Here is a 21,375-nt window from a genome sequence, read left to right as displayed (position 1 = left end):
GCTTAAATCACAAATGGTTGGCCGATCCTCGACCCGTCTCTAAGTCGATTAGATTCCCGAGGCCCCCAATTAATTTTTCACGGAAGCTCCGCTGGATCGAGCCTTCACTTATGTGGCGATATGTTCGATCAAATGCCGCTTTTCGGTGATGAGGCATTGTCCAACAGAATTGAGTTAAAAGATTTAGTGCTTTTTTACTGCGATAGATCAGTTTTATGGGTATTTGTAATTCCTGAATTATAAAAAATCTTTATTCTACAGTTGTTATATTCAGGTTTTCTAATTTTGTGTTGGTGGTCGGTTTATGTTGATTCGCTTTAGTGTCTTCATTGCCTGCATTTTGATCGGGTTGTTTTCGTTAAACGCTTCCGCAGCAGACAAGAAGATTGCTTATTTAGTATCCGATTTACGTATTCCTTTTTGGAACACCATGTGGCGTGGGGCTGAGTTTCATGCTTTGCAGCTTGGTTATGAGATAAAAGCCTATTCAGCACAGAACAGTGCAAAGTTAGAGTTACAAAATACCGTCGCAGCGCTTCGTTCTGGTGTGGACGGCATTATCCTGTCGCCAACCAATTCCTCTGCGGCGGTGACCATTTTAGGGCTGGCTGCGCAAGCCAACATTCCGGTGGTGATTTCTGACATTGGCACCCAAGGTGGTGAATTTGTTTCTTATATTGAATCCAATAACTATGATGGTGCTTACCAGTTGGGGCAAGCCTTGGCGCAGACTATGTTATCGAACTCTGATTACCAGGGTTCTGTCGGCATTATTGCCATACCGCAACAGCGTAAAAACGGTCAATTACGCACAGAAGGGTTTCTAAAAGCTTTATCCGAAGCCGATATCAAGACCTCCGATATTCGCCAGCAAGTGGATTTTTCTTATACTGAGACATACCAATTCGCCCAGCAATTGATTGTTGAAAACCCGAATATGAAAGCCTTATGGCTACAGGGATCAGACCGTTATCAAGCTGCCTTAGATGGCGTGCGCGACAGTGGTAAAGAAGGTGAGATTTTATTGGTGTGTTTTGATGCTGAGCCTGAGTTTGTTGACATGATTCGCGCGAAAACCCTCGTCGCAGCAGCGATGCAGCAACCCTTTTTAATGGGTGACAAAGCGGTGGATACTTTGCGACAGTATTGGCAAGGTATCAGTGTGCCTAAAATCCAGCAGTTGGATGTGTTAACAGTCTCCGCGCACAATGTAGAGCAATTGTTACCGACAATTAAACACAATGTTTTGGGTTTGATCCAAGATAATTAGAAGTATTGGAAAATGAGCTTGAGAAAAGTCAAATCCGCAAACAAGAAATCCCTATTTCTGATTGTCAGCAGCGCGATCATGCTATTGGTTTCTTTGGTGTTTTGTATCAACTCGGCGTATTTTTATCAAATCCAGAAAGAGCAGCTAGAAGTTGAGATTATCGGGCAGGCGAGTGAAAGTGCTGGGCGTTTAAGTCGAATTCTGTCGCCATTTCTGGAGTCCTATCAAATTCATGAGTACCAAAAACTGGTACAAAGTGAGCTATTGACCCCCAATCACTACGCCTTATCTGCCATCTTGGTAGACGACTTTAATATGGCCAAAATTTTAGGCGAAGCACATTATCTCACCGGTCGGGTGGCTGGAGGAGAAGGTCAAAGTCACGTCTATACTTCAGACAGCTCAGCCGATAAAGCCACTTTAGACAATGCCTATTACGTCAAAGCAACGGATATTCACGCCTCAACGGGGGAGGTGGTTGGTCAATTGTTTGTATACGTCAACGATAAAATACTGCGTAGCAATATCGAAAACCTGTTATTGAACACCGTCGCGGTTACCTTGGCGTTGCTGGTGCTCTTGTTGATTACGCTATATCTGCTGCTGAAAAATATTTTTATTAAGCCTTTGAATCACTTTACTCAAGTAATTGCTGATCGTGGTGAAGATGGTATTCCTCGTGCCACTTTGACGGACTCTTCATACCTTGAGATTGATGCCTTAGTTTCCACGGTCAGAGATATGGTAAACACCATTACTCATACGCAAGGGCACCTTAAACAGGAGCGTTTAGAGTTAGAAAACGTGATTAATGGTACGCGTACAGGCACTTGGTATTGGAATATTCCGTCAGGGAAAACGCATTTTAATGAGCGCTGGGCCAATATGTTGGGCTACACGGTAGAAGAGCTGCGTCCGATATCCATCGAAACGTGGACGAGACTGCTACATCCTGATGATGCTAAGTATTCAGAGCAAGCTCTTAACGCGTATTTTCGCGGAGAGACCGATTTTTATGAATGCGAAGCCCGTATGCGCCATAAAGATGGCCATTGGGTTTGGGTATTAGATCGTGGACAAGTGTTTCAATGGAGTGATCAAGGTGAACCCATTGATATGTTTGGTACCCATCAGGACATCACCGCGAGAAAGCAAAGTGAAGTGGATCTCGCGCTGGCTGCCAGTGTTTACGAGCAGTTGCATGAGGGCATCTTGATCTCCAACGTAGAGGGCAAAATTATCGATGTAAACGAAGCCTTTACCCGTATTACTGGCTACAGTCGTGACGAAGTCATTGGTGAGCGGCCGAATCTTCTTAAGTCCGGTCGCCACGATCGCGACTTCTACGATCAGCTGTGGCAGACCCTGCAGATAGAAGGGGTGTGGACTGGAGAAATTTGGAACAAACGTAAAAATGGCGATGTGTATCCAGAGTTAATTACCATTAGTGCAGTGAAAAATAACGTTGGCGAACTGACCCACTACGTGGCGTTGTTCTCTGACATTACTTCTCTCAAAGAACATGAGTACCAGCTTGAACGTATCGCTCACTATGACAATTTGACGGGGCTACCTAACCGTTTTCTATTTCGTGATCGTTTGCGTGTGGCCATGTCTCAAGCCAAAAATCGCAATGAAAAACTCGCGCTGCTGTTCCTTGATTTGGATGGGTTCAAAGAGGTCAACGACTCTTATGGTCATACCGTAGGAGACCGCTTGTTGGTAGAGCTTGCCCAGAGAATCAGTACCGTCCTGCGTGAAGAAGACACCGTTGCCCGCATCGGTGGCGACGAATTTATCCTAATTTTGCCGAACGTGATGCAAGATAATTCGTTGGAAGGCATGTTGGACACCTTGCTCGACACCATCGCCTTGCCAGCTGAACTAGACGGTCAGTCTGTTGCCGTGACGTCAAGCATAGGGGTGGCGGTCTACCCCGAAGATGAGGATGTTGACGCGGACCAACTGATTCGCCAAGCTGATCAAGCCATGTATGCGGCGAAACTGGCTGGTAAAAATATCTTTCGCTTCTTCGACCCTGCTCACGACCGTTCTATTCGTGGTTTTCATGAAAACATTGCGTGTTTATCTGAGGCGCTTACCGAGCATGAATTCGAACTCTATTATCAGCCCAAGGTAAACTTGGCGAGTCGTGAGGTGGTGGGGTTCGAGGCGCTGATTCGTTGGAATCACCCTGAAAAAGGCGTGTTAACGCCGGGACATTTCCTACCTGATATCGAAGGCAATATGCTAATGGTTGAAATTGGCGCATGGACTATTCGTCAGTCCTTGATGCAGCTGGAGCACTGGCAAAGGTCCGGGCTGTATGCGCCCATTAGCGTCAATATATCGGCCATTCATCTACAGCAGAAAAACTTTATGGACGCGTTAGAAGCTATTTTGTTGGACTTCCCAAGCGTAGAGCCGAAATACCTAGAGTTTGAAGTGCTGGAAACCAGCGCTATCGAAAACATCGAGCAAGTCCAACTGATTATTCGTCATTGTAATGATTTAGGGATTGGCTTTGCCATTGATGACTTTGGCACTGGTTACGCCAGTCTGTCATACTTGCGGAATATCCCTGCGAAAACGATCAAAATTGATCAGAGCTTTGTAAAAAATATGGGAGATGAAAGCGAAGATCGACTGATTTTGGTCGGCGTCATCGGCCTCGCTAAAGCGTTCCGAAAGAGCATCATTGCCGAAGGTTTAGAAGACATGCAATACGCCAACTTGCTGCTGGAGCTAGGGTGTGAGTGCGCCCAAGGCTATGGTATTGCGTATCCAATGCGGGCAGAAGACATACCAGCATGGACCGAAGAGTGGCGCAGTGAAGCGCTGCTAGCACACGGTTATTTCAACTAGACATGTATTAGCTATCTGGCTAAGTGCCGGTCGATGGCAGATATCGGAGAAAATATGTCAGATTGTGGTTGTGGGGCAGAGCAAGCAGAGAGACTTGAGAGGAAAACGCTCATTGCACTGCTGGCGATTAACGCCTTTATGTTTGTCTCAGAGTTGATATTAGGTTGGCTCGCACAATCAACGGGGCTGATTGCAGACTCCTTAGATATGCTGGCAGACGCGACCGTTTATGGACTCTCGCTCTACGTTGTTGGAAGGGGCGTTGCGAAGCAAGCCAAAGCGGCTAGAGTCAGTGGCTATCTACAGATTATTTTGGGCTTTGGTGTTTTGTTCGAGGCTGTAAGGCGCATGGTCTTTGGCAGTGAGCCTCAGAGCACACTAATTATCGTTGTGGGTGCAGTGGCTCTGCTAGCAAACATCATCTGTCTTGTTCTCATATCCAAACATAAAGATGGTGGGGTTCATATGCGAGCTTCATGGATTTTCTCAACCAACGACGTTATTGCAAACCTAGGCGTTATTGTCTCTGGTGTCATGGTTGCCATCATAGGTAGTCGATACCCAGATTTAATTGTCGGTACCCTAATATCAATCGTCGTCATCCGCGGTGGCTTAAGCATACTTAAGGATGCCAGAGAGACAGAATCCACCGAAGTGAGATGACGCAATATTTTAATAAGCGAAACAGTTTCGAGCAGTAGGTATTACTGTAGGAAAGCATCGCCACGGACTCAATTCCTAGGGAAGTGATCAAAGGCGTGATGGACCCCCTCAATCTGTTCAGCAACAACAAATCAGTGGTGTTGCCGATGCAACACATCATCCTGCACGATAATAACCACCAAGTGTGTTTTGCGAGTGAAGATAATTTTATTGCTTATACGCATTGGTTAACTGAGTTCGCTGGGCAGTTTCAGGTTAAAGGCCATGCATGGTTATTTATGACCAACCATGTGCATCTACTCGTAACTCCAATTCGCTCCCACCTATAGTGGCAAGTGAAAAGCGACAGCTCACTCGCCGTGATCTTTAGCATCCTCTTTGCTGTGCTTCTAGGGTATCGACTGGTAGTGAATCGTAAGCGGTTGGTACGTTGATTCGTGTCTTACCGCTCTCCAGCTTAGAGGTTACCCCTTAAATGTCTTGCGCCATGCGCTGGGGGAGACTTGAAACTGCTGCTTGAATTTGTCGCGAAAAGCGCTGGTGGACTGAAAGCCGACCTCTGCGGCAATGCGCTCCACTGATAGGTCGCTTTTCTCTAGCAAACTTTGTGCGTGGTGCAGCTTTTCCGTGATCAACCATTGGCCCACCGACAGCCCCGTCGCTTGCTGAAATTTTCGCGTAAAGGTACGACGGGTCATCGCGACTTGATTAGCAAGCTCATCGAGTGAGTAAGATCGGCTCAAATCTTGTCGCATCCTATCCAACAACTGGTTAATACGCTGATCATTACTGGTCGCCATGGGGCGCTCGATAAATTGCGCTTGCCCACCTTCCCGATGTGGCTGTAACACCATACGACGTGCCACCGTGTTGGCGATATCAGCACCATACACCTTACGTAAGATATGCAAACAGCAGTCCATGCCTGCCGCAACGCCAGCGGAAGTGATCAGACGGTCATTATCGACATACAGAGCGTTGCTATCCATGGTGATTGCAGGGAAGCGCTGCATAAAGTCTTGCTCTAAACCCCAATGGGTCGAGGCGCGTTTACCGTCCAGTAAGCCTGCATAGGCCAGAACATACGCCCCCAAGCATAAGCCAACAACCGTCGAACCGCTTTGATAAGCGCTGTTCAACGCGCCTATCAAAGCCTCGCTTGGGCGCTCTTCATAGCTACGCCAAAAAGGCACAATGATAATGTCTGCGTTGCTTAAATCCGCTAACGAGCCTGTTGTATGGATCTGCATACCTTCTTTCGAAAAGATGGGCCCTTGTTCCGAGGCAACAATAGACACTTCAAACAGACGCCGCTTAAGCATCTCAGAGCCAAATACCAAACACGGCACAGAAATATGAAAGGGGCTGAATTCATTGCACGCGACAATAGCCACTTTGGGTAAGCGCTCCGGTGCAGTAAAGGCTTCAATCATATAGGGCTCCGTGCTTGGGTTCAGACATTGGATCAGAGTGCTTTAATAGGTGAGAGTTTCCCCATCTGCTGGGATCGCCACAAACGCATCAAGCTGATTCAGCTGGGCGTATTCTGCCAGCTCAGAACGACTCAGCAACAAGTGGTTCATGGCTTCTAAATGACTCGCCACAATCTTAGCATGGGGCAATGTCAGATGGGTTTTAAGCACGTCTTCTTTGCCCATAATAATCGGGCCATATTCCAACACATGGGCCCAGCCGACGTTTAAAATCACCACATCTGGCTGGTGCTGTTGCAGGGTAGACTCGATGGCAGGTGTCCAAATCGTATCGCCCGCTAAATAGAGCGACTGCTCCGTAGGATGCGAGAAAATCACACCAGTGACTTCACCCATGCGTGCTGCCATGGCAGGATTTTCAAATAAACGGTCGTAACCGTGTTGGCACTCGGTAGTCGTCAACGTAATGCCACGAAACACCATACCTCCCTCGAATACCTGAACATTCTCAAAGCCTTGCTCGATAAGCGTCTGACGATCCGCCTCGTTTTGCGCCAGCAGTAGTGTATCTTTGGGAATAACTGCTTGCGCCTTAGCGTCCCAATGATCGGGATGTAAATGGGTGAGTAACACAGCATCCACCTGAAGAATGTCTTCGATGGAAAGTGGCAGTGGGGCAGTGGGATTGCGCTGCTCGGAATTCACCGTACCGGGTAAACCAGGATACGCCCCTTGATCGGCCAACATAGGGTCAACTAAAAAACGCACCCCAGCGTAATCGATGTGCAATGTTGCATTGCGTATTTGTGTGATCTTCATAATAGCTCCTGCTTAGACTGTGACTGTTGGAACTATCTTATGGGAGCGACTACGCCACAAACATTGGCCTTAGAGACATAGTTCAACGGAATCGGGCCAAAGTGCCATCCTAGACCACACACTCCGTAGGAGCGGTCTCCGCCCCGCGACCAAACCACAAATCTAGCGTAGCGTTTCCCGGCCACTTTGCTGCGCTATACCATGCAATTCAATTTGCTTGCGCCTGTTTCGTACCTCAACGCGTCAGCGCAAATCAAACGCATGGGAGGAGGCTAATAGGATAAGAAGGCTAATTTTCATCTGACGCTAAAATCTTATGTGTGCATCAAAGAAGCCGCTAACTCCTCAGAATTAGCGGCTTTTTGCTTTCTACCCTTTACTCAGGGACTTATTTCAAAACCTTTGCAATATCGCGCCAGTCGACGATTTTGAAGTTCTGGTTTTCGGTTTTGTATTGGCTATCAATGTTGTACCAATCCTGTGCTAAGAACAGGCCGCTCGGGAATGCTTCGCCTAGGTTTTGTGATACCGCATGGATGCCGTCGGTGTCGGTAGCACCGTCTGTGCCGCGTTCGTCATCGCCGATGATGGCGAAGCTTTTCACGAATTGGCCCTGCTGGTTTAGGTCAAACACGGTATAAGTGTTGTTACCTTGGCTTGAGGCGATCAGCAGGTTTTGCTCTTTGGTTTGGTAAAGGGTTAAACCTTCGATATCGTCGATTAGGTGCTTACCATCGACTTTGGCAAAGATTTTACCTTCTGCATTGCCGTTCTCACGGGCATCAAACGTCCAGATCGCGTGGTCTTCTTCGCCCACATACAGAGTCTGCGTGCGATCATCCACAACACAACCTTCTGGCTGTGATGGCACGTTTAGCGTGCGCACAACGGTGCCTTGAGCTTCGCCATTATGAACGCTGATGCGCCATTGCTCGATTTGACCATCTTTGCCGTTCACGAACACATAAGGCGTACCGTCTTCACCGCGCGACATACATAGACCGTAGACTTCATCGACGCTGGAAAGTAGCTCTGGAGCCTCAGGATGCAACGTGCCTTGAGTGGCGGGCAGTACTTTGATCGGCGTACTAGAGCCATCAATAGTGTACAGCGTAATGGTATTTTTCTTACGGTTTGATGCCGCTGCTAGCGCGATTTGATTGCCATCAGCATCGATTACATCTTGGCGAATATCGACGTTGTTGGGCTTGCCGCCTTCGAGGTATTGGATCTCATTGCCTTGAAGGTCATAAGCCATCAAGCCGCCCTTTTTGTTAGTGGCGATGATTAGGCTGTCTTTGGGGGATTCGGTATTGTACCAAAGGGCTGGATCGTCCGCCGCATCGCCGTGGTTATCCACGGCTTTGGTTTCTGCATGGGCACGTACCAGTTCGACACCCTTGATTTCAAGCTCACGTGGCGACAGGGTATTTTCGGCTTTATAGCCCGAAAGCTGCTCCAGCTCATTCCAAGAAAGCGTTTGATAAACCGACTCGTCTAGCTCGGTATTACCGATCCAAAGCTGCTGAGTAGACGCGCTGACCAGCTTGGCTTCTGCAACACCTGCAATATCAAACTTACCAAGAAATTTATGGCTAACGCGGTCGTACAGCACAAAACCTTGGCCTTCATCGGCGATCACGATGGCGCCTTTGCCATGTGCTTGATAAACGATGTCTAGGTTTTCAATTTCTTCTAAATGACCAAGTGGCTCAACCACATCAAGCAACGCGCGCTCTTTTACGTTCTCAGGGTCGGCACCGTACACCCAGACACCGATGTTTTGTTCTGCCACGTACAAGGTATTGGTCTCATCGTCCATGGCACAACCACTTAGCTCACCGCCCACATTCATAGAGCGAACAAACGTTGGTTTCCCGTTATGCTGGATCGCACTGTCGACCTGCTTGCCATCAAATGCCAGCTTGTATTGCACGAGGTTGCCTGCTTCGTCGTAGCTGGCGACAAACATATCGCCCGAAGTAGCATTTTTTCCTAAACAGACGCCTTCTGGTGTTATCTCTAGCGACAATCGTCCTACTTCGGTTAGCGGTGCATTAGCTTTGCCGTTGATCTGGTAGAACGCGATAGCGTCTTCATCGGGTAAGCCAACGGCTGCAATGTCGATCTTCTTACCATCTTTTGAGCGTAAGCCATAACGCACGTCTGCGCCCAATGCTTCGACATCTTCAATATGCTGAAGCTCTTTGCCTGACGCGTCGTAAACCGCGATGCCATCGCCCTCTAGGGTGCTGATCAATAAAGACTGCTGATCGTCTGCGGATTGCCATACTGCGCTGTCGGCAATGTCTTCATAGCTAGTGGATGTGGTGGCTGCATAGGTGCTGCTGGCAGCAAGTAACGCCGTCGCGAGAAGGGTGTGTTGGAAACGAGGCATAAAGGCTCCTAATCATTAAATAAGGGTTGGTCATAAGAATTAGGGGCACTGTAAAAAGGTTGTGTGGCAGATTTGTGACAGATTTTTCTGACGCTCTTGAAATGAAGCTGATTCGTTTGGTTTTGTAGGATTTTGAGCTTTTTAGCGGCCATTTATCCTCTTTTAAGTGGTTTTTATCATCACTTTTATCGTCCGTTCGGTCTTTTTGGAAGAATATTCACCTCTTTTGTGAGCTGATCGGACTTTGCCTGTCATATAAGTGTCACATGATGCGCGTACAACGTTGCTGTCTTGAGGAGAGCTAAATGATTCGTCGCGTTCGCTACACACTGCTACACACTTATGTTTTTACCAAAATGCTGATGCCACACTGGCCGTGGTTGATCGGCCTACCATTAAGCATGGCGTTTATCGTCTTTTTGAACAAAACCGCCGGTATCGCTATCCCATATATTGATTGGGTTTGGATGGATATTATTGGCGAAGGCGGTTTAGCGCTGTTTATGGTGACATGGATGCTGATTGTGCTGGCGACCCGTGAGCCGGGTTTTATTACCAATTGGATGGCATTTGGCTTCTTATGTCTGTGTGCTTCCAGCTTCCAAGACATGCTGGATGAAATCTATGTGCTACCAGACGCCGTCTCTTGGGATAAATGGATCGAGTCGGCTCCCGTGGGTTTAGTGTCCTTGGTGATCGGATTGATCCTTTGGTATCGCGAACAGCGCCAGCTCAAGAAGTACTTAAATAAACGCTCGGGCGTGCTGCAGAACGATTTGGCGCTGCACGAAGACAGCTTTTTGCCACAATGGTCGGCGTTAGCCAAAGCAGTGCAAGACGTTCCTGCACATCAGCCTACCTTGGTGGTGTTGCGTGTTGCCCCCGAAGTGCGTAGCCAACTGCCATTATCGCTGCAAGATCAAAGCAAATTGCGTTTTTTAATCGCTGAAATGCTACTTTGGAACAGTCCTGATTCTAGCCAAGTTTTTCAACTGACGGGGGAGGGGTACGCTCTTTTATCGGCGGTTCCGGTTTCTCAAGAACAGATCAATGATGTGGTGTTGCTGCTGCGCTCCATGCGCTTTCGTGGCAAAGGTCACAAGCAAGCGACATTGTTAGGAGTGAAATCGCGTACATTGATATTTGAAAATTCCTTGTCCGATTCCGAGCTACGCAGCAAAGTACAAGAGATACAAAGCGACCTCGCCATGACATGCGATGGCATTCAGAACAGCCAGTCGATTGTCAATGTTCATGTGGTGTAATGATGTCTAAGTCTTGGTGTGAGTCCCATGAGGCGACCGTCGTCCCGCAAGCAGGCGTCCTTCAAATGGGCGATGTGGCGCTTCAGCGTGCCATACCGATGGATGTGTTGCTGAATAAAACCAAGCTGTTTGCCACCGACCTACAAAATCCGAATACGCTACTATCCGCGAAACAGCTTGCCCAGCTGTTTCGCAACGCCAGCTTACTATTATCCCGCCCAGATTTACCCTTGGTCATCGGCCAGCAGCTTTTACCCATCAGCCTGCAACACTTTGGTTTAGGGGTTATGCACGCTGCCAACGTGGCGCAGGTGTTGGATTATTTACTGAAAGCACAAAGCCTTTGGTCGCCTCTACTGCATCTGACTGCGCTTAAACACGAAGGCTATTTATCGCTCTATTGGAGCGATGCGGGGGCTCATCTTGACCCAGAGGAATTCACTTTAGCGGTACTGATGGAAATGGAAGCCCTGCGCTCTATATTGCTCTGGTTAGGTATCGACCTGCATGCCTCTGAGTGGGTATTTGAGCTAAAAAGCCTACCCGCGAATACCCTGTCAGAATGTCAAAGCCGTTGGGCCGCCAGCCCTGTAAAAACAGACTGTGAGCGCTTTGCCCTGACTTTACCCAACACATTGCTGCACGAGCCGCTGAAGCAAGCTTCGAGCAGCCTCTTTTATGTTAGTGAACAGCAAGTCGCCCAACTTCCCCTTAGCTTTTTAGGCTATATACAGCAACGTTTACTGCAAGAGATACGCGAGATGCCGTCGTTAGAAACCTTGGCAGACGAAATGGCCATCAGCCCCGCGACCCTCAAACGAAAACTCAAAGCCCACGGCACCAGTTATCAAAAACAAATGGACCAAGCGCGCAGCTTAATGAGCTACCACTACAGCCACAAACTCGGCTACAGCACCGAAAGAGTCGCCGAATCGCTAAACTTCTACGACACCAGCAACTTCCGCCGCGCCATGAAACGCTGGATCCTAGTAGGCTAAACCACATGTACGACCCGACTCTATCGGGGATAAAAAGCCGCTTTGTAGGACTGCGCTGCGCGCGGGATCAATCTGCTTAGTATGAGATAAACCTCTCACTGACCTTTGAACGAGCCAATTGTATTCGGCGACTGGTATATCAATTCTAGTAGTTGGCGGAGGGCTCAAGTTATTAACCTTCGGCTTCCCAAGCTGCTTTGCGGCTCCCTTCCATGCAATTCAATTTGCTTGCGCCTGTTTCGTACCTCAACGCGTCAGCGCAAATCAAACGCATGGAACATCGCTAATTGGCTTTTGTAGGACTGCGCTGTGCGCGGGATCAAACTGCTTAGTATGAGGTAAGCCTTGTACGAGCCGATTGTATTCGGCGATTGGCATATCATTTCTAGTAGTTAGTGGAGGGCGCAGGTTATTAAGCTTCGGCTTCCCAACCTGCTTTGTGGATCTCTCCCATGCAATTCAATTTGCTTGCGCCTGTTTCGTACCTCAACGCGTCAGCGCAAATCAAACGCATGGAACATCGCTAATTGGCTTTTGTAGGAGCGGGCTGTGCCCGCGATCAACCTGCTTAGTATGAGGTAAACCTTGTACGAGTCGATTGTATTCGGCGATTGGCATATCATTTCTAGTAGTTAGTGGAGGGCGCAGGTTATTAAGCTTCGGCTTCCCAACCTGCTTTGTGGCTCTCTCCCATGCAATTCAATTTGCTTGCGCCTGTTTCGTACCTCAACGCGTCAGCGCAAATCAAACGCTTGGGAGGGAGCTAATAGGATCATAGTTTTGCTTGGGAAGGCTAATTTTCATCTGACCCTAAAATCTCGCGACATGGCCACAAATCCAGCTAGGTGCGAGTGAGCTGTGATTTATCTTGGCGATTCTTCTGAGAGTAAAGTGGCAGAACGGCTTCGCATCAAGCTGCCATGGGATAATGGCAGTTAGCGTTAACACATAGTGAGATCAGAGTATAAATACAGATCAGGTCAAAAGGTCTGAGGGAAGCGCTTGCCTTGCTTGTTGAATCAGGCTACAAAAGAGCAAAGAAAGAACCAACATAGCGGCGATCAAAGGTGATCTGAAGCGGCATAGTCCAAACAGACTTTGGTATTAAGCGAGTTATACAACAGGGAAGTCTCACCATGAAAAAAGCAAATCCCCTATATAGACAACGCAGCCGTTCAACAGTGGGTTATAGCCGCAGCTGCGCTGCCGTATAACCCTTAATTGTTAGCCACTCAAGGAGTTATAGTGAAGTTCCAGATACCAAGCAAAAAAACTGGATATTATCCGGAAGTCATTTCACTGCTCATAAACATGGAATGTTCAAATGCTGGACACAGTGAGTTAGGCCTGAATCATCCTGCGGATGTGTTCTATTTCTCATTTTTAGAAGTGATTGATAGCGCGAAGAGGTTGCTGGAAAGATTGAGTAGTGATGCTTTAAAGAGAAAGGAGAACCACGCCTATACACCTGACAATCTCGAGGATTACAGAGTAGATATATTTAATCTTATATTCTTTTCTGCAAATTTCATTGAGGCTTGCCAATCTATCTTAAAGTCGGTGCTAAATAAGGATGAAAGATTTACTAAGGCATCAAGAGAATTTAAAGATCTAACGTCATCTTATCGAGCGCATGTCTCAAAAATAATAAATGAGATAAAGCATAAGCATAGAAGGGTGAGGCCATTTTTATCATCATGGGATGCTAACTTGGTTGTTGGATACTATATAGAGGGTGTTCTCCCAGAAGGCACATTAGGGGCTGATCCACTAATTCATGATGACTTCCATGGAATGAAAACAGGGTTCTCTTTAAATAGAAACATCCCATATCACTTGATTAATACATACTTTGTTTCGAGCGCTCTGAGTAGCGTACTTGTTAAGTATTCGGGATTAGGTAGTAGCGAATGCAATAATTTTAGTTCCGACGAAATAAAAAAATGTTTTGATATGCTTTCAGATTTACCTCTGTTATTTTTTCCAGATGAAATTGAAATGAAAGTGCCTTCGATTAAAAGAAATAAAGCAGAAGGGTTTTCTTTGGAGCTTCCCAGTGGACGTAAGATTGAGAATAGAAGGCCGCATATTATGAACATTTCGCTGTCACAAAGAATTGGCCTTCAAGCCAGAAGTTTTTCTCTGCCATATTTCAGAGGCTAACAAACACATGTTGTCGGACTGGTTTTCCGCTGCGCTTCAAACCAGCCGCAAATGCGAGCGTTGGTGAATGGAGGTCAAAATGTCTTCTGTGCCAAAAAACAAGGATGAATTGGAGTTAGCGATAAACTCAATATTTCCGAAACTCATGGCTGACTATCGTTCAATTCCGGAAAGCAAAGCTCGCAAACCTGGAGTAGAGGGAAACGTCAAAGGTACAGTCATTAGCGTCAGTGATACAGTGGCTTACTTGATTGGTTGGGGAAGACTCGTTCTGAAATGGCATCACTTAAGATCTCAAAGCCAACATGTTAATTTCCCGGAAACGGGTTATAAATGGAACCAGTTAGGTTCACTCGCTGAAAGCTTCTACGAAGAGTATCGTGAGTGGAAATATGATGATTTACTCATTGAGCTTGAGTCTACGGTTAACGAGATACTTTTCCTCATTTCAAGCTTAAGTGACCATGATTTGTATGGTGTTGCGTGGTATGAACAATGGACTTTGGGGCGTATGATTCAGTTTAATACATCATCGCCTATGAAAAATATGCGCACAAAAGTTCGACGTTTCAAACGAGAATTCACATAACAAACAATTTTCGGGTTTTCCAGCAGACGCTACTATTTGAGCGTATACGTTATTTTGCTGTTGCGGGGATAGCGAGCCTCATGACAGATTACAAAATATTCTTCAGATCGCGATAGACATTTTCATGAGCACCCAAAGCCATCTGTTCGAGTGTGACGGTGCCATCTTCGTAACTATAACCAAGCAACGTAAGCTGCTTCACCATGTTAAATTTGTACACCCGAAGGAAGGATAAGTCGCCTTTCTTTTGCTGTCCTAGCAGCGGATCTTCCACCAGTTCTTTGATCGCCTTATCTAGATCCGCTTTTTGATTCTGGTGTAGCTTTTTGACCGCTTTTTTAAACGTGGGGGTTTGAAAAACTTGGGTAATCTTAGCCAAAGCTATATTCCTCAAGCTTTCCAGCTTCTTTCTCCGCTTGGGCAATGATGGCTTGTTTCACGAATTCGTAAGGCAAGTCGGGGTTGTCTTCCATCATTTCACCGATTTTAGCCCAATGCTCAATTTGTTTTGGTGTGGTTCGGTTCAAAGCTTTAGCCATTATAGCCGCTTTATCAACTAAATCTTGGTCGAGTCGAATGCTTGCAGTAGACATAATAAAATCTCCTCTATGAAGTAAGAATTGTAGCGAAGCGCTACAATTGTAGCAATGCGAATCATGTAAATTCTAAATAATGGATAAGGAGGATATTAGGTGTTTTGGATCTTAAAGTGTAGCAACAGGCATTTTTGCAGTGGTTCAAACCTAAAACTCAGCATGATTTAGGGGCAAAATCACGTTCTCTACCGACAGCCCTGTAGAAGTCGTCCATCCAGTTTTAATGGTAGCAATAGTGTGCTGAATTGATGCTGGTTGGCGTATTGGCAGAGGTTTGGCCTTTGTTGATACTCCACATGAAAGACAGCTTTGTTCTGCTGGATAAAGGGCAGCAGGGCGTCGCATTCTTGGTATTCGAGGCATTGTTCGTTGACGGCAAAGTCGAAGTCGTTGACCAGTTCTGGGATCAAGCCGAGGCTGTTTTTGAGGCCAACAGACAGTTCTAATATGTGGGCGCATTGGGCTAAGAAGCGGTTAAATTTGACCTGATCTTGTGCGGTGAGGGCAAAGCCTGAGGCGTTTTGATAGCCGTCGACGTTGTCTGGGTCGACGCCATCGCAGCCTTTTTGCGCTGCGAGTTTGATGCGGTTTTGCATGGTGCGCCAGACTTGCTTGTCACGAATGTCGAGCCAGCGCTCACCCGGCCAGTCATCCAGTGGCTTGCCTATGGCGCTTTTTGGGATCGCAGCGATGTCGTCCCGCCAGTCTTCCACTGAGCCTGCGGAAAAGTAACAGATCACCTTGCGCCCTTGCTGTTGCATGGCCTTGATTTGTGCCGCAGGCGTATCAAATAAGTCCACATCGTAAACTACAACATCGTAGCGAGTGTTCAATATGCCTTGTAATTGTAACTGCCAAGGCGTACCAGCAGATGGTTGATAGCCATTATCCGCCGCGACTGTCGTGAGCGGATACACGGTGAAGCTGAGCAAGGCGGATAGAATGATACGCGCTAGTGGCATGGATTATCCCTGCATGTCTTCAAAGTCACGCTGCGTTTTAAATGCCATTTTCTGTAACAGGCTAGAGAAGAAAGCGAATTGCGTATTTTCTGTTGCTTTATCGCGCAGACTACCTGTTTCCAGCTCGTCATTTACTCGTGATAGGGTTTCATCACGTATCGCTGAGTGCATGTCTGCCAGCGTATTGGTAAAGTCATCAAGAGAGGCTTTATCGCTGGCGGTGCTGCTGCCGCGCATCGTTTCAAAGGACACTAATGTGCTGACAAGATTGCCGACGTCTTGCTTATAACGGTCGAACGTTTTGGCGCTGTAGAGGTTCTCCGACTCATCGCCTTTTTCTGAGTGGCCGTTCACCATATTGGCTCGATCAGGTGTGGCACCTAGCAAAATTCGAGCGCCGCCTACCGCGGTCTCTAGGTCTTTAAAGATGGCAGCACCTTCTAAAGCCACCACGGTGTGACCTTCTTCGATATCAGGGCGTTTGATCAAGGTGACATCATGGTAGCGCCATTGACCAGTGATAGGACGTTTTCATTGCTGCGCAGATTGCTTACTACTTCCAAGGCTTCATCGAGGTTTTTCTTGTCAAAGTTTTCATCTACTTTGCTTTGTAGCATGTCATCTAGGCCGGTTGCGGTGATCTCGATATAAGCGCGTTTATCTGGGTTTGATAAGCCGTTTAACTCGCTGCCCATGGTTTCTAGTTGCTCGTCAGAAAAGTCGTATTGCTCCAACATAGATACCATGCTGGTGATGGAATCTAAGGCAAACTCCCGACTCTGACTTTCTTCATTATCTTTCAATAAGGCTTCATCGCCAAACCAAGCTTGGCCGAAATCTACCTTAACCTGAGAGATGAAGGATGCCATTTTAACCGAATCCGCCATGCTCCCCAGAGCGCTTAGCAGTGATGTTGGAAGGCCGTTGCCCTCTGGACCTGCAAGCTGAGCTAAGCGATTTCCAAGTTCGGTGTCTAGGCCATATACGCTGAGAAGACCCTGTTGCGCATCGTCGCTCATGTGGCCTAATTGATCCGTGAGTGCAGCCGGATCATCGATGGCTACCACGGCCGAAATATAGTTATGCAGGTTGTTGGATGACGTCTCGCTGCGATAGGGAGCATACTTGGCTTTGCTTTGCATTTGACCAAAGACGTTTTGCTCAAAGATGGCAAGATCATCTACGTCTACCTCTGCTGCGTAATCAGCGGATTGTTGTAAGATCGCTTCGCGGTCGCTGGTATCACTGCTTTTTAGTACCTGGACGAACTCTGCGACCTTGTCTTTATAAGAGCGGTCTTCTTCGTTTTGAATGGTGTAGTTCGACGAGGCTGGCAGCACCATGCCTTTAATAGTGGCCGCAAAATCTGCTAGCTCGTCGTCGCTCATGGAAGCCGCCATGTCCAAAAACTCGGGATCAGTTAATACGCCAGCACGCAGGAAATCTCCCATACTGTCTTGATAGAAAAAGTTGCCTGCATTTGCATCGTGTATGGGGCCATCTAAGCGCTCTGCTAGCTCCTTGGCTTTTTCTCTGAGTTCAGGTTGGTTTTGGTATAGGTTGAATGGGTCGCCTTTTGGGCGAATCAAGGCAAAAGATGACCCTTCTAAAGCCTCAGTATCGTTCTGCTGATCGACTAGGGCGGCGCTGACATCGGCTAGTGCATCCTGCATCGTATTGGAAGTGGAAGACGTCAAGGTGGCATCTGCTGCCCGTGAAGTAGAGGCTAGCATTACAGCAGAGTAAGTTGTATTAAGACCGGTGATAGAGAAATGTGCCATGTTTAAAATCCTTTTAAATCAATCTATAGCACCTTAACGGCCTCCTCAGGTAAAACTTAACCGCTAATAATCCTCCGATGTCGCAACATGCTGTTACGATTGGAATACTCTTCATTCAAATGGAAGGGGCGCTCCCTTCTGCTTAATCAGTCATGCATCGCCAAATCACAGTTGACCCGATGCAGATGGCTCAACATAGGCCTGTGTACCCCAAAGCGGAACGGTTGATAGGCTGTGCTTGAAACTGCCGTTGGTTTCTTTAGTGGTGTAAGAGACGTACATTAGGGTTTGGTTGTCGGCATCGTAAATACGGCGTACTTTCATGGTTTTAAAGAAGATGCTTTTGGATTTGCTAAACACCACTTCTCCCGATGAGCTCTTATCAATTGAGGCGATCATAGCTGGGGTAATTTCACCCGTTTGACGGCAGGCAATGGAGCTATCGCTTGGGTCAGAAAAGCTCAAATCCGCTTCAATCGATGCTACGTGGCAGGTGACACCGGGGATTTTCTCATCATCCAGCTTGGAGATTTTGATGTCCTTTAAGGTGAACATTCCCAGTGACACATCGCCCACTTCATCATTAGAGCAGCCGACCAGAGCCAGTGCCATACACCCTGATAACAGTAATTTCTTCATTGTGTTTTATCCTTCTTAAAGGCGTTGCAGTAGTGTCCAGTGTATTACTTAAACCAGACCTTGCCACCGATAAATTTAAACGCTGGTGTGCCGCGCACGAGAGTGTCTCGGGCGAACTCTTTCTCGCAGTTTGGGCAATGGCAGGGCATGGTGGTGAAATCTTCGACGATGCGTTCTTTAAAGCATTTGACTAATGCTCCCTTGCCGCCCTTGCGGTATTTGAACAGTTGCGCACCGCAAGCGTTGCAAAAAATATCGACGGTTTTGCTAGGGCCTTTTTTATTGGGTTTTGCCATAAAGTCTTGCTCGTGGTGACGGTCAATCAATTCTGCGCCCATCCTGACGAGTACAGCCGATTCTGTCAATCTTGTGCAAGGGGATGCTTAACAACCTCGACAAGCCAACGCAAATGACGTAAACAAAGGGGCTTACCAAGAGATCTAAGAAAAGAGCAAAGCGATGCAGCGCCCAAGTAAAGAAACCATTAACCAACTGCCGCCCTATGAGGGCTTAGCGTTGGCAGATATTTTGATCATTGAAAACGAACAGGAAGCAGCTCAAGCACTGGATGTGTTGCGTCAACAAGTGAGCGTCGGTTATGACACCGAAAGCAAACCGATCTTTCGCAAGGGCGAAGTGAGCCCAGGGCCAACATTGATCCAGCTGGCGACACCGAGCCAAGGCTTTTTGTTTCCAACGCGATTTCCGGTGGCACTGGAAGCGGCCGCTGAGATCTTGGCGAATCCAAAAATTCAGAAGGTGGGTTTTGGTCTAAAAGACGATAACCGTGAATTACGCGGCAAGCTCGGGATTAGCATTGTTAACACAGAAGACTTATCCATGACCTTAAAGCGTTTGTCTGGCGAAAAGAATGCCATCGGTGCCAGAGCTGGGGTTGCGATGGTGTTAAATGCTCGTCTCGGAAAAGGCGCGCAAAAATCCAATTGGGGCGCGTATCCGCTGAGTGAAAGCCAAATTTTATACGCAGCCAACGATGCTCATTCCGCGATTTGCATTCAACAAGAGATCAAAGGGCACTAAGCCCTTTGATCTTGCTGTGGTTGCAGGCCGTTATAATAAAGTGAAATATAAATTGACGTGGTTAACCGTTGTCTATATATTGAACGCAGCTAGAAACACAGCGTCTTTTTACATCCTCCTTTACGTAGCGTTATTCGTAGTTCTCCGTCCTGTAGTATTTAAAACTTTGTCTTTTTTTCCGCTATTCCGCCCAAAAGGGCACTTATATTTTTATTTACAGGATACATATTATGTCTACTACAATGACTGGCACAGTAAAGTGGTTTAACGAATCTAAAGGTTTTGGTTTCATCGAGCAAAAATCTGGCCCTGATCTATTTGCACACTTCAGCGCTATCGTAAGCTCTGGCTTCAAAACGTTGGCTGATGGCCAAGCAGTTGAGTTCATCGTGACTCAGGGACCAAAAGGTCCGCAAGCTGAAAACATCGTAGCGCTATAATCGAAACCGATTACAGTGTTATAAAAGAAGGGGCTACCGAAAGGTAGCCCTTTTTTTATTTAGAATTTTTATCCACGCTTCTCACCGAATTGCTAGGCAAAGATAGATAACTATGACGATTGCTTTAAAGAATTTACCGACGTCTGAGATCACCTGTGCGACTTGCCGAGCTTGTTGCTGTCGCCTTGAGGTGATGATCATTTCTGATACGGGGGTTCCGCAAGAATATCTTGAGACAGATGAATGGGGAGGAGAAGTGATGGCGCGTTTAGACGATGGCTGGTGCGCAGCACTGAATCGAGATAACTTGATGTGCAATATTTATGAGAACCGCCCATGGATCTGTCGCGAGTTTGAAATGGGGTCTGAAGAATGCATCACTGAGCGCCGCGAAAATTTGTAGTTTAGTATTTAGAGCCTAATGGCTCTTGAGCTTCTATTCTCAAAAATAATGCTCCATTGCTTTATATCTCAGTCGAATATGCTCAATCAGTAGCTTGAGTTTCTTTGGTAATTGGCGAGTGAAAGGGTAGACCGCGTAGATGCCCAGTACTTTACCCACTTGCTGGGGCAGGATATCAATCAATTCACCATTGCGTAGATCGTGGTACACCAAGCAGCGTGGTACATAGGCGATGCCGTGTCCGCCGAGGGCGGCTTTGCGCAATGCGGAGGCATTATCGCTGGAAAAGCAGCCATTGATTTTTAGACTGTAGTTTTCTCCATTGTCACCTTTGAATTGCCATTCATTGGCTCCGTTAGTTTGGTAGGAATACAACAAGCAGTTGTGTTGCAACAGCTGCTCTGGGGTTTCAGGTCGGCCATAGCGTTTGATGTAGCTGGGTGAGGCACAAACAATCCAATGGGAGTCTAAATAGTAGCGCGCGATCAAGCTCGAATCTTCCAAATAGCCGGTTCGAATGACGAGGTCATAACCATCTTTCACTAAGTCGACAAACTGATTATCCAAGGACATGTCTACGGTTAGGCCGGGGTGCATTTGACAAAACTCCGCCACCGCATCCGCGATCAGCAATTCTCCTGAGATAGTCGGGACCGACATCTTGATATGGCCTTTAATCAATTCACCAAAGCCCGCAACCGCATTGGTGGCTTCTTGTGTTGCTAAGGCCACACGCTTGGCTTTTATAAACAGCACTTGTCCCGCTTCGGTAAGCGTCAACTTTCGCGTAGTACGATAGAGCAACTGAACGTTCAGGTGCTGTTCAAGTCGTGCAATGCGTTTACTGACCACTGAGTTGGTCAGGTTATTTTGCTCCGCTGCTTTACTAAAACTGCCCAGTTCTACTACTTGAGCAAACAAAATGAGGTCGTCTGAGTGCATGGCATTATGTAACTTTTGGAAATAATGTTTTTAATTATCGGCATATATTAAGAAAAGATAAACCTTTAGATTCCCCTGCAACAAAAATAAATCAAACATATGAGAGCA

General features: G+C 47.0%; 22 protein-coding genes. 11 read left to right on the top strand and 11 right to left on the bottom strand.

The genetic code is table 11. The annotated features are described in order from the left end of the window. Positions 1-304: 304 nt before the first annotated feature. The 4 genes from ASC49_RS10465 to ASC49_RS10450 all read left to right on the top strand — a co-directional run bounded on the left by ASC49_RS10465 (position 305) and on the right by ASC49_RS10450 (position 5,127). Positions 305-1,270, top strand: coding sequence for a substrate-binding domain-containing protein (locus ASC49_RS10465; protein ID WP_082443809.1), 966 nt, complete (start codon positions 305-307; stop codon positions 1,268-1,270). A 12-nt stretch (positions 1,271-1,282) separates the two neighbouring features. Beyond that, complete coding sequence (locus ASC49_RS10460; protein WP_055463195.1) at positions 1,283-4,135, top strand: putative bifunctional diguanylate cyclase/phosphodiesterase; 2,853 nt, start codon at positions 1,283-1,285, stop codon at positions 4,133-4,135. A gap of 33 nt (positions 4,136-4,168) precedes the next feature. Continuing rightward, entirely contained in the window at positions 4,169-4,798 is a 630-nt protein-coding gene (locus ASC49_RS10455; RefSeq protein WP_245624688.1) for a cation transporter, read from the top strand. Between the two features lie 146 nt (positions 4,799-4,944). Beyond that, positions 4,945-5,127 (top strand): hypothetical protein, encoded by a 183-nt coding sequence (locus ASC49_RS10450; RefSeq protein WP_141656832.1) that lies wholly within the window; start codon positions 4,945-4,947, stop codon positions 5,125-5,127. A 135-nt stretch (positions 5,128-5,262) separates the two neighbouring features. Here ASC49_RS10450 and ASC49_RS10445 read toward each other — a convergent pair whose 3' ends face one another. The 3 genes from ASC49_RS10445 to ASC49_RS10435 all read right to left on the bottom strand — a co-directional run bounded on the left by ASC49_RS10445 (position 5,263) and on the right by ASC49_RS10435 (position 9,448). Next, positions 5,263-6,231: a GlxA family transcriptional regulator gene (locus ASC49_RS10445; protein ID WP_055463193.1), complete on the bottom strand. Its 969-nt coding sequence runs from the start codon at positions 6,229-6,231 to the stop codon at positions 5,263-5,265. Positions 6,232-6,273: 42 nt separating this feature from the next. Beyond that, positions 6,274-7,050, bottom strand: a complete 777-nt coding sequence (locus ASC49_RS10440; RefSeq protein WP_055463192.1) for an MBL fold metallo-hydrolase — start codon at positions 7,048-7,050, stop codon at positions 6,274-6,276. 388 nt (positions 7,051-7,438) lie between these two features. Next, positions 7,439-9,448 carry a phytase gene (locus ASC49_RS10435; protein WP_055463191.1) on the bottom strand — a complete coding sequence of 670 codons (2,010 nt, stop codon included), beginning with the start codon at positions 9,446-9,448 and terminating at the stop codon, positions 7,439-7,441. A 305-nt stretch (positions 9,449-9,753) separates the two neighbouring features. On the opposite strand from ASC49_RS10435, the gene ASC49_RS10430 reads away from it, so the two are divergent. The 4 genes from ASC49_RS10430 to ASC49_RS10415 all read left to right on the top strand — a co-directional run bounded on the left by ASC49_RS10430 (position 9,754) and on the right by ASC49_RS10415 (position 14,463). After that, positions 9,754-10,713 carry a hypothetical protein gene (locus tag ASC49_RS10430; RefSeq protein WP_055463190.1) on the top strand — a complete coding sequence of 320 codons (960 nt, stop codon included), beginning with the start codon at positions 9,754-9,756 and terminating at the stop codon, positions 10,711-10,713. Next, positions 10,713-11,711 (top strand): AraC family transcriptional regulator, encoded by a 999-nt coding sequence (locus ASC49_RS10425; protein WP_162265210.1) that lies wholly within the window; start codon positions 10,713-10,715, stop codon positions 11,709-11,711. The genes ASC49_RS10430 and ASC49_RS10425 overlap by 1 nt, the downstream gene beginning before the upstream one ends. A gap of 1,245 nt (positions 11,712-12,956) precedes the next feature. Beyond that, a complete protein-coding gene (locus ASC49_RS10420; protein ID WP_055463188.1) occupies positions 12,957-13,874 on the top strand; it encodes a hypothetical protein in 918 nt (305 codons plus the stop codon). 79 nt (positions 13,875-13,953) lie between these two features. Continuing rightward, entirely contained in the window at positions 13,954-14,463 is a 510-nt protein-coding gene (locus ASC49_RS10415) for a ClbS/DfsB family four-helix bundle protein (protein WP_055463187.1), read from the top strand. 88 nt (positions 14,464-14,551) lie between these two features. Here ASC49_RS10415 and ASC49_RS10410 read toward each other — a convergent pair whose 3' ends face one another. From ASC49_RS10410 to ASC49_RS10380, 7 genes are all read right to left on the bottom strand, one after another. After that, positions 14,552-14,842, bottom strand: a complete 291-nt coding sequence (locus ASC49_RS10410; RefSeq protein ID WP_055463186.1) for a type II toxin-antitoxin system RelE/ParE family toxin — start codon at positions 14,840-14,842, stop codon at positions 14,552-14,554. Next, the gene (locus ASC49_RS10405) at positions 14,835-15,056 is read right to left on the bottom strand and encodes a TA system antitoxin ParD family protein (RefSeq protein ID WP_055463185.1); all 222 of its coding nucleotides are present in this window, start codon (positions 15,054-15,056) and stop codon (positions 14,835-14,837) included. The genes ASC49_RS10410 and ASC49_RS10405 overlap by 8 nt, the downstream gene beginning before the upstream one ends. Before the next feature lie 188 nt (positions 15,057-15,244). Then, positions 15,245-16,021 carry an endo alpha-1,4 polygalactosaminidase gene (locus ASC49_RS10400; RefSeq protein WP_055463184.1) on the bottom strand — a complete coding sequence of 259 codons (777 nt, stop codon included), beginning with the start codon at positions 16,019-16,021 and terminating at the stop codon, positions 15,245-15,247. A gap of 3 nt (positions 16,022-16,024) precedes the next feature. Then, entirely contained in the window at positions 16,025-16,510 is a 486-nt protein-coding gene (locus tag ASC49_RS10395; protein ID WP_055463183.1) for a hypothetical protein, read from the bottom strand. After that, positions 16,507-17,802, bottom strand: coding sequence for a hypothetical protein (locus ASC49_RS10390; protein WP_055463182.1), 1,296 nt, complete (start codon positions 17,800-17,802; stop codon positions 16,507-16,509). Before ASC49_RS10390 ends, ASC49_RS10395 begins: the two co-directional genes overlap by 4 nt. A 165-nt stretch (positions 17,803-17,967) precedes the next feature. Further along, the gene (locus ASC49_RS10385; RefSeq protein ID WP_055463181.1) at positions 17,968-18,441 is read right to left on the bottom strand and encodes a CreA family protein; all 474 of its coding nucleotides are present in this window, start codon (positions 18,439-18,441) and stop codon (positions 17,968-17,970) included. 44 nt (positions 18,442-18,485) lie between these two features. Then, complete coding sequence (locus tag ASC49_RS10380; RefSeq protein WP_055463364.1) at positions 18,486-18,737, bottom strand: hypothetical protein; 252 nt, start codon at positions 18,735-18,737, stop codon at positions 18,486-18,488. A 163-nt stretch (positions 18,738-18,900) separates the two neighbouring features. Between ASC49_RS10380 and ASC49_RS10375 the strand changes: the two genes are divergently transcribed. From ASC49_RS10375 to ASC49_RS10365, 3 genes are all read left to right on the top strand, one after another. Next, a complete protein-coding gene (locus ASC49_RS10375; protein WP_055463180.1) occupies positions 18,901-19,482 on the top strand; it encodes a 3'-5' exonuclease in 582 nt (193 codons plus the stop codon). Between the two features lie 230 nt (positions 19,483-19,712). Then, entirely contained in the window at positions 19,713-19,922 is a 210-nt protein-coding gene (locus tag ASC49_RS10370; RefSeq protein ID WP_055463179.1) for a cold-shock protein, read from the top strand. Between the two features lie 112 nt (positions 19,923-20,034). Then, complete coding sequence (locus tag ASC49_RS10365) at positions 20,035-20,325, top strand: YkgJ family cysteine cluster protein (protein WP_055463178.1); 291 nt, start codon at positions 20,035-20,037, stop codon at positions 20,323-20,325. Between the two features lie 39 nt (positions 20,326-20,364). Here ASC49_RS10365 and ASC49_RS10360 read toward each other — a convergent pair whose 3' ends face one another. Further along, entirely contained in the window at positions 20,365-21,246 is an 882-nt protein-coding gene (locus tag ASC49_RS10360; protein ID WP_245624687.1) for a LysR family transcriptional regulator, read from the bottom strand. Positions 21,247-21,375 lie beyond the last annotated feature (129 nt).

This window comes from Marinomonas fungiae, from assembly GCF_001418205.1.
GTDB classification, from domain to species: domain Bacteria; phylum Pseudomonadota; class Gammaproteobacteria; order Pseudomonadales; family Marinomonadaceae; genus Marinomonas; species Marinomonas fungiae.
Note: the sequence above shows the minus strand (reverse complement) of the source record. Positions and strands in the feature narration are given on the sequence as shown.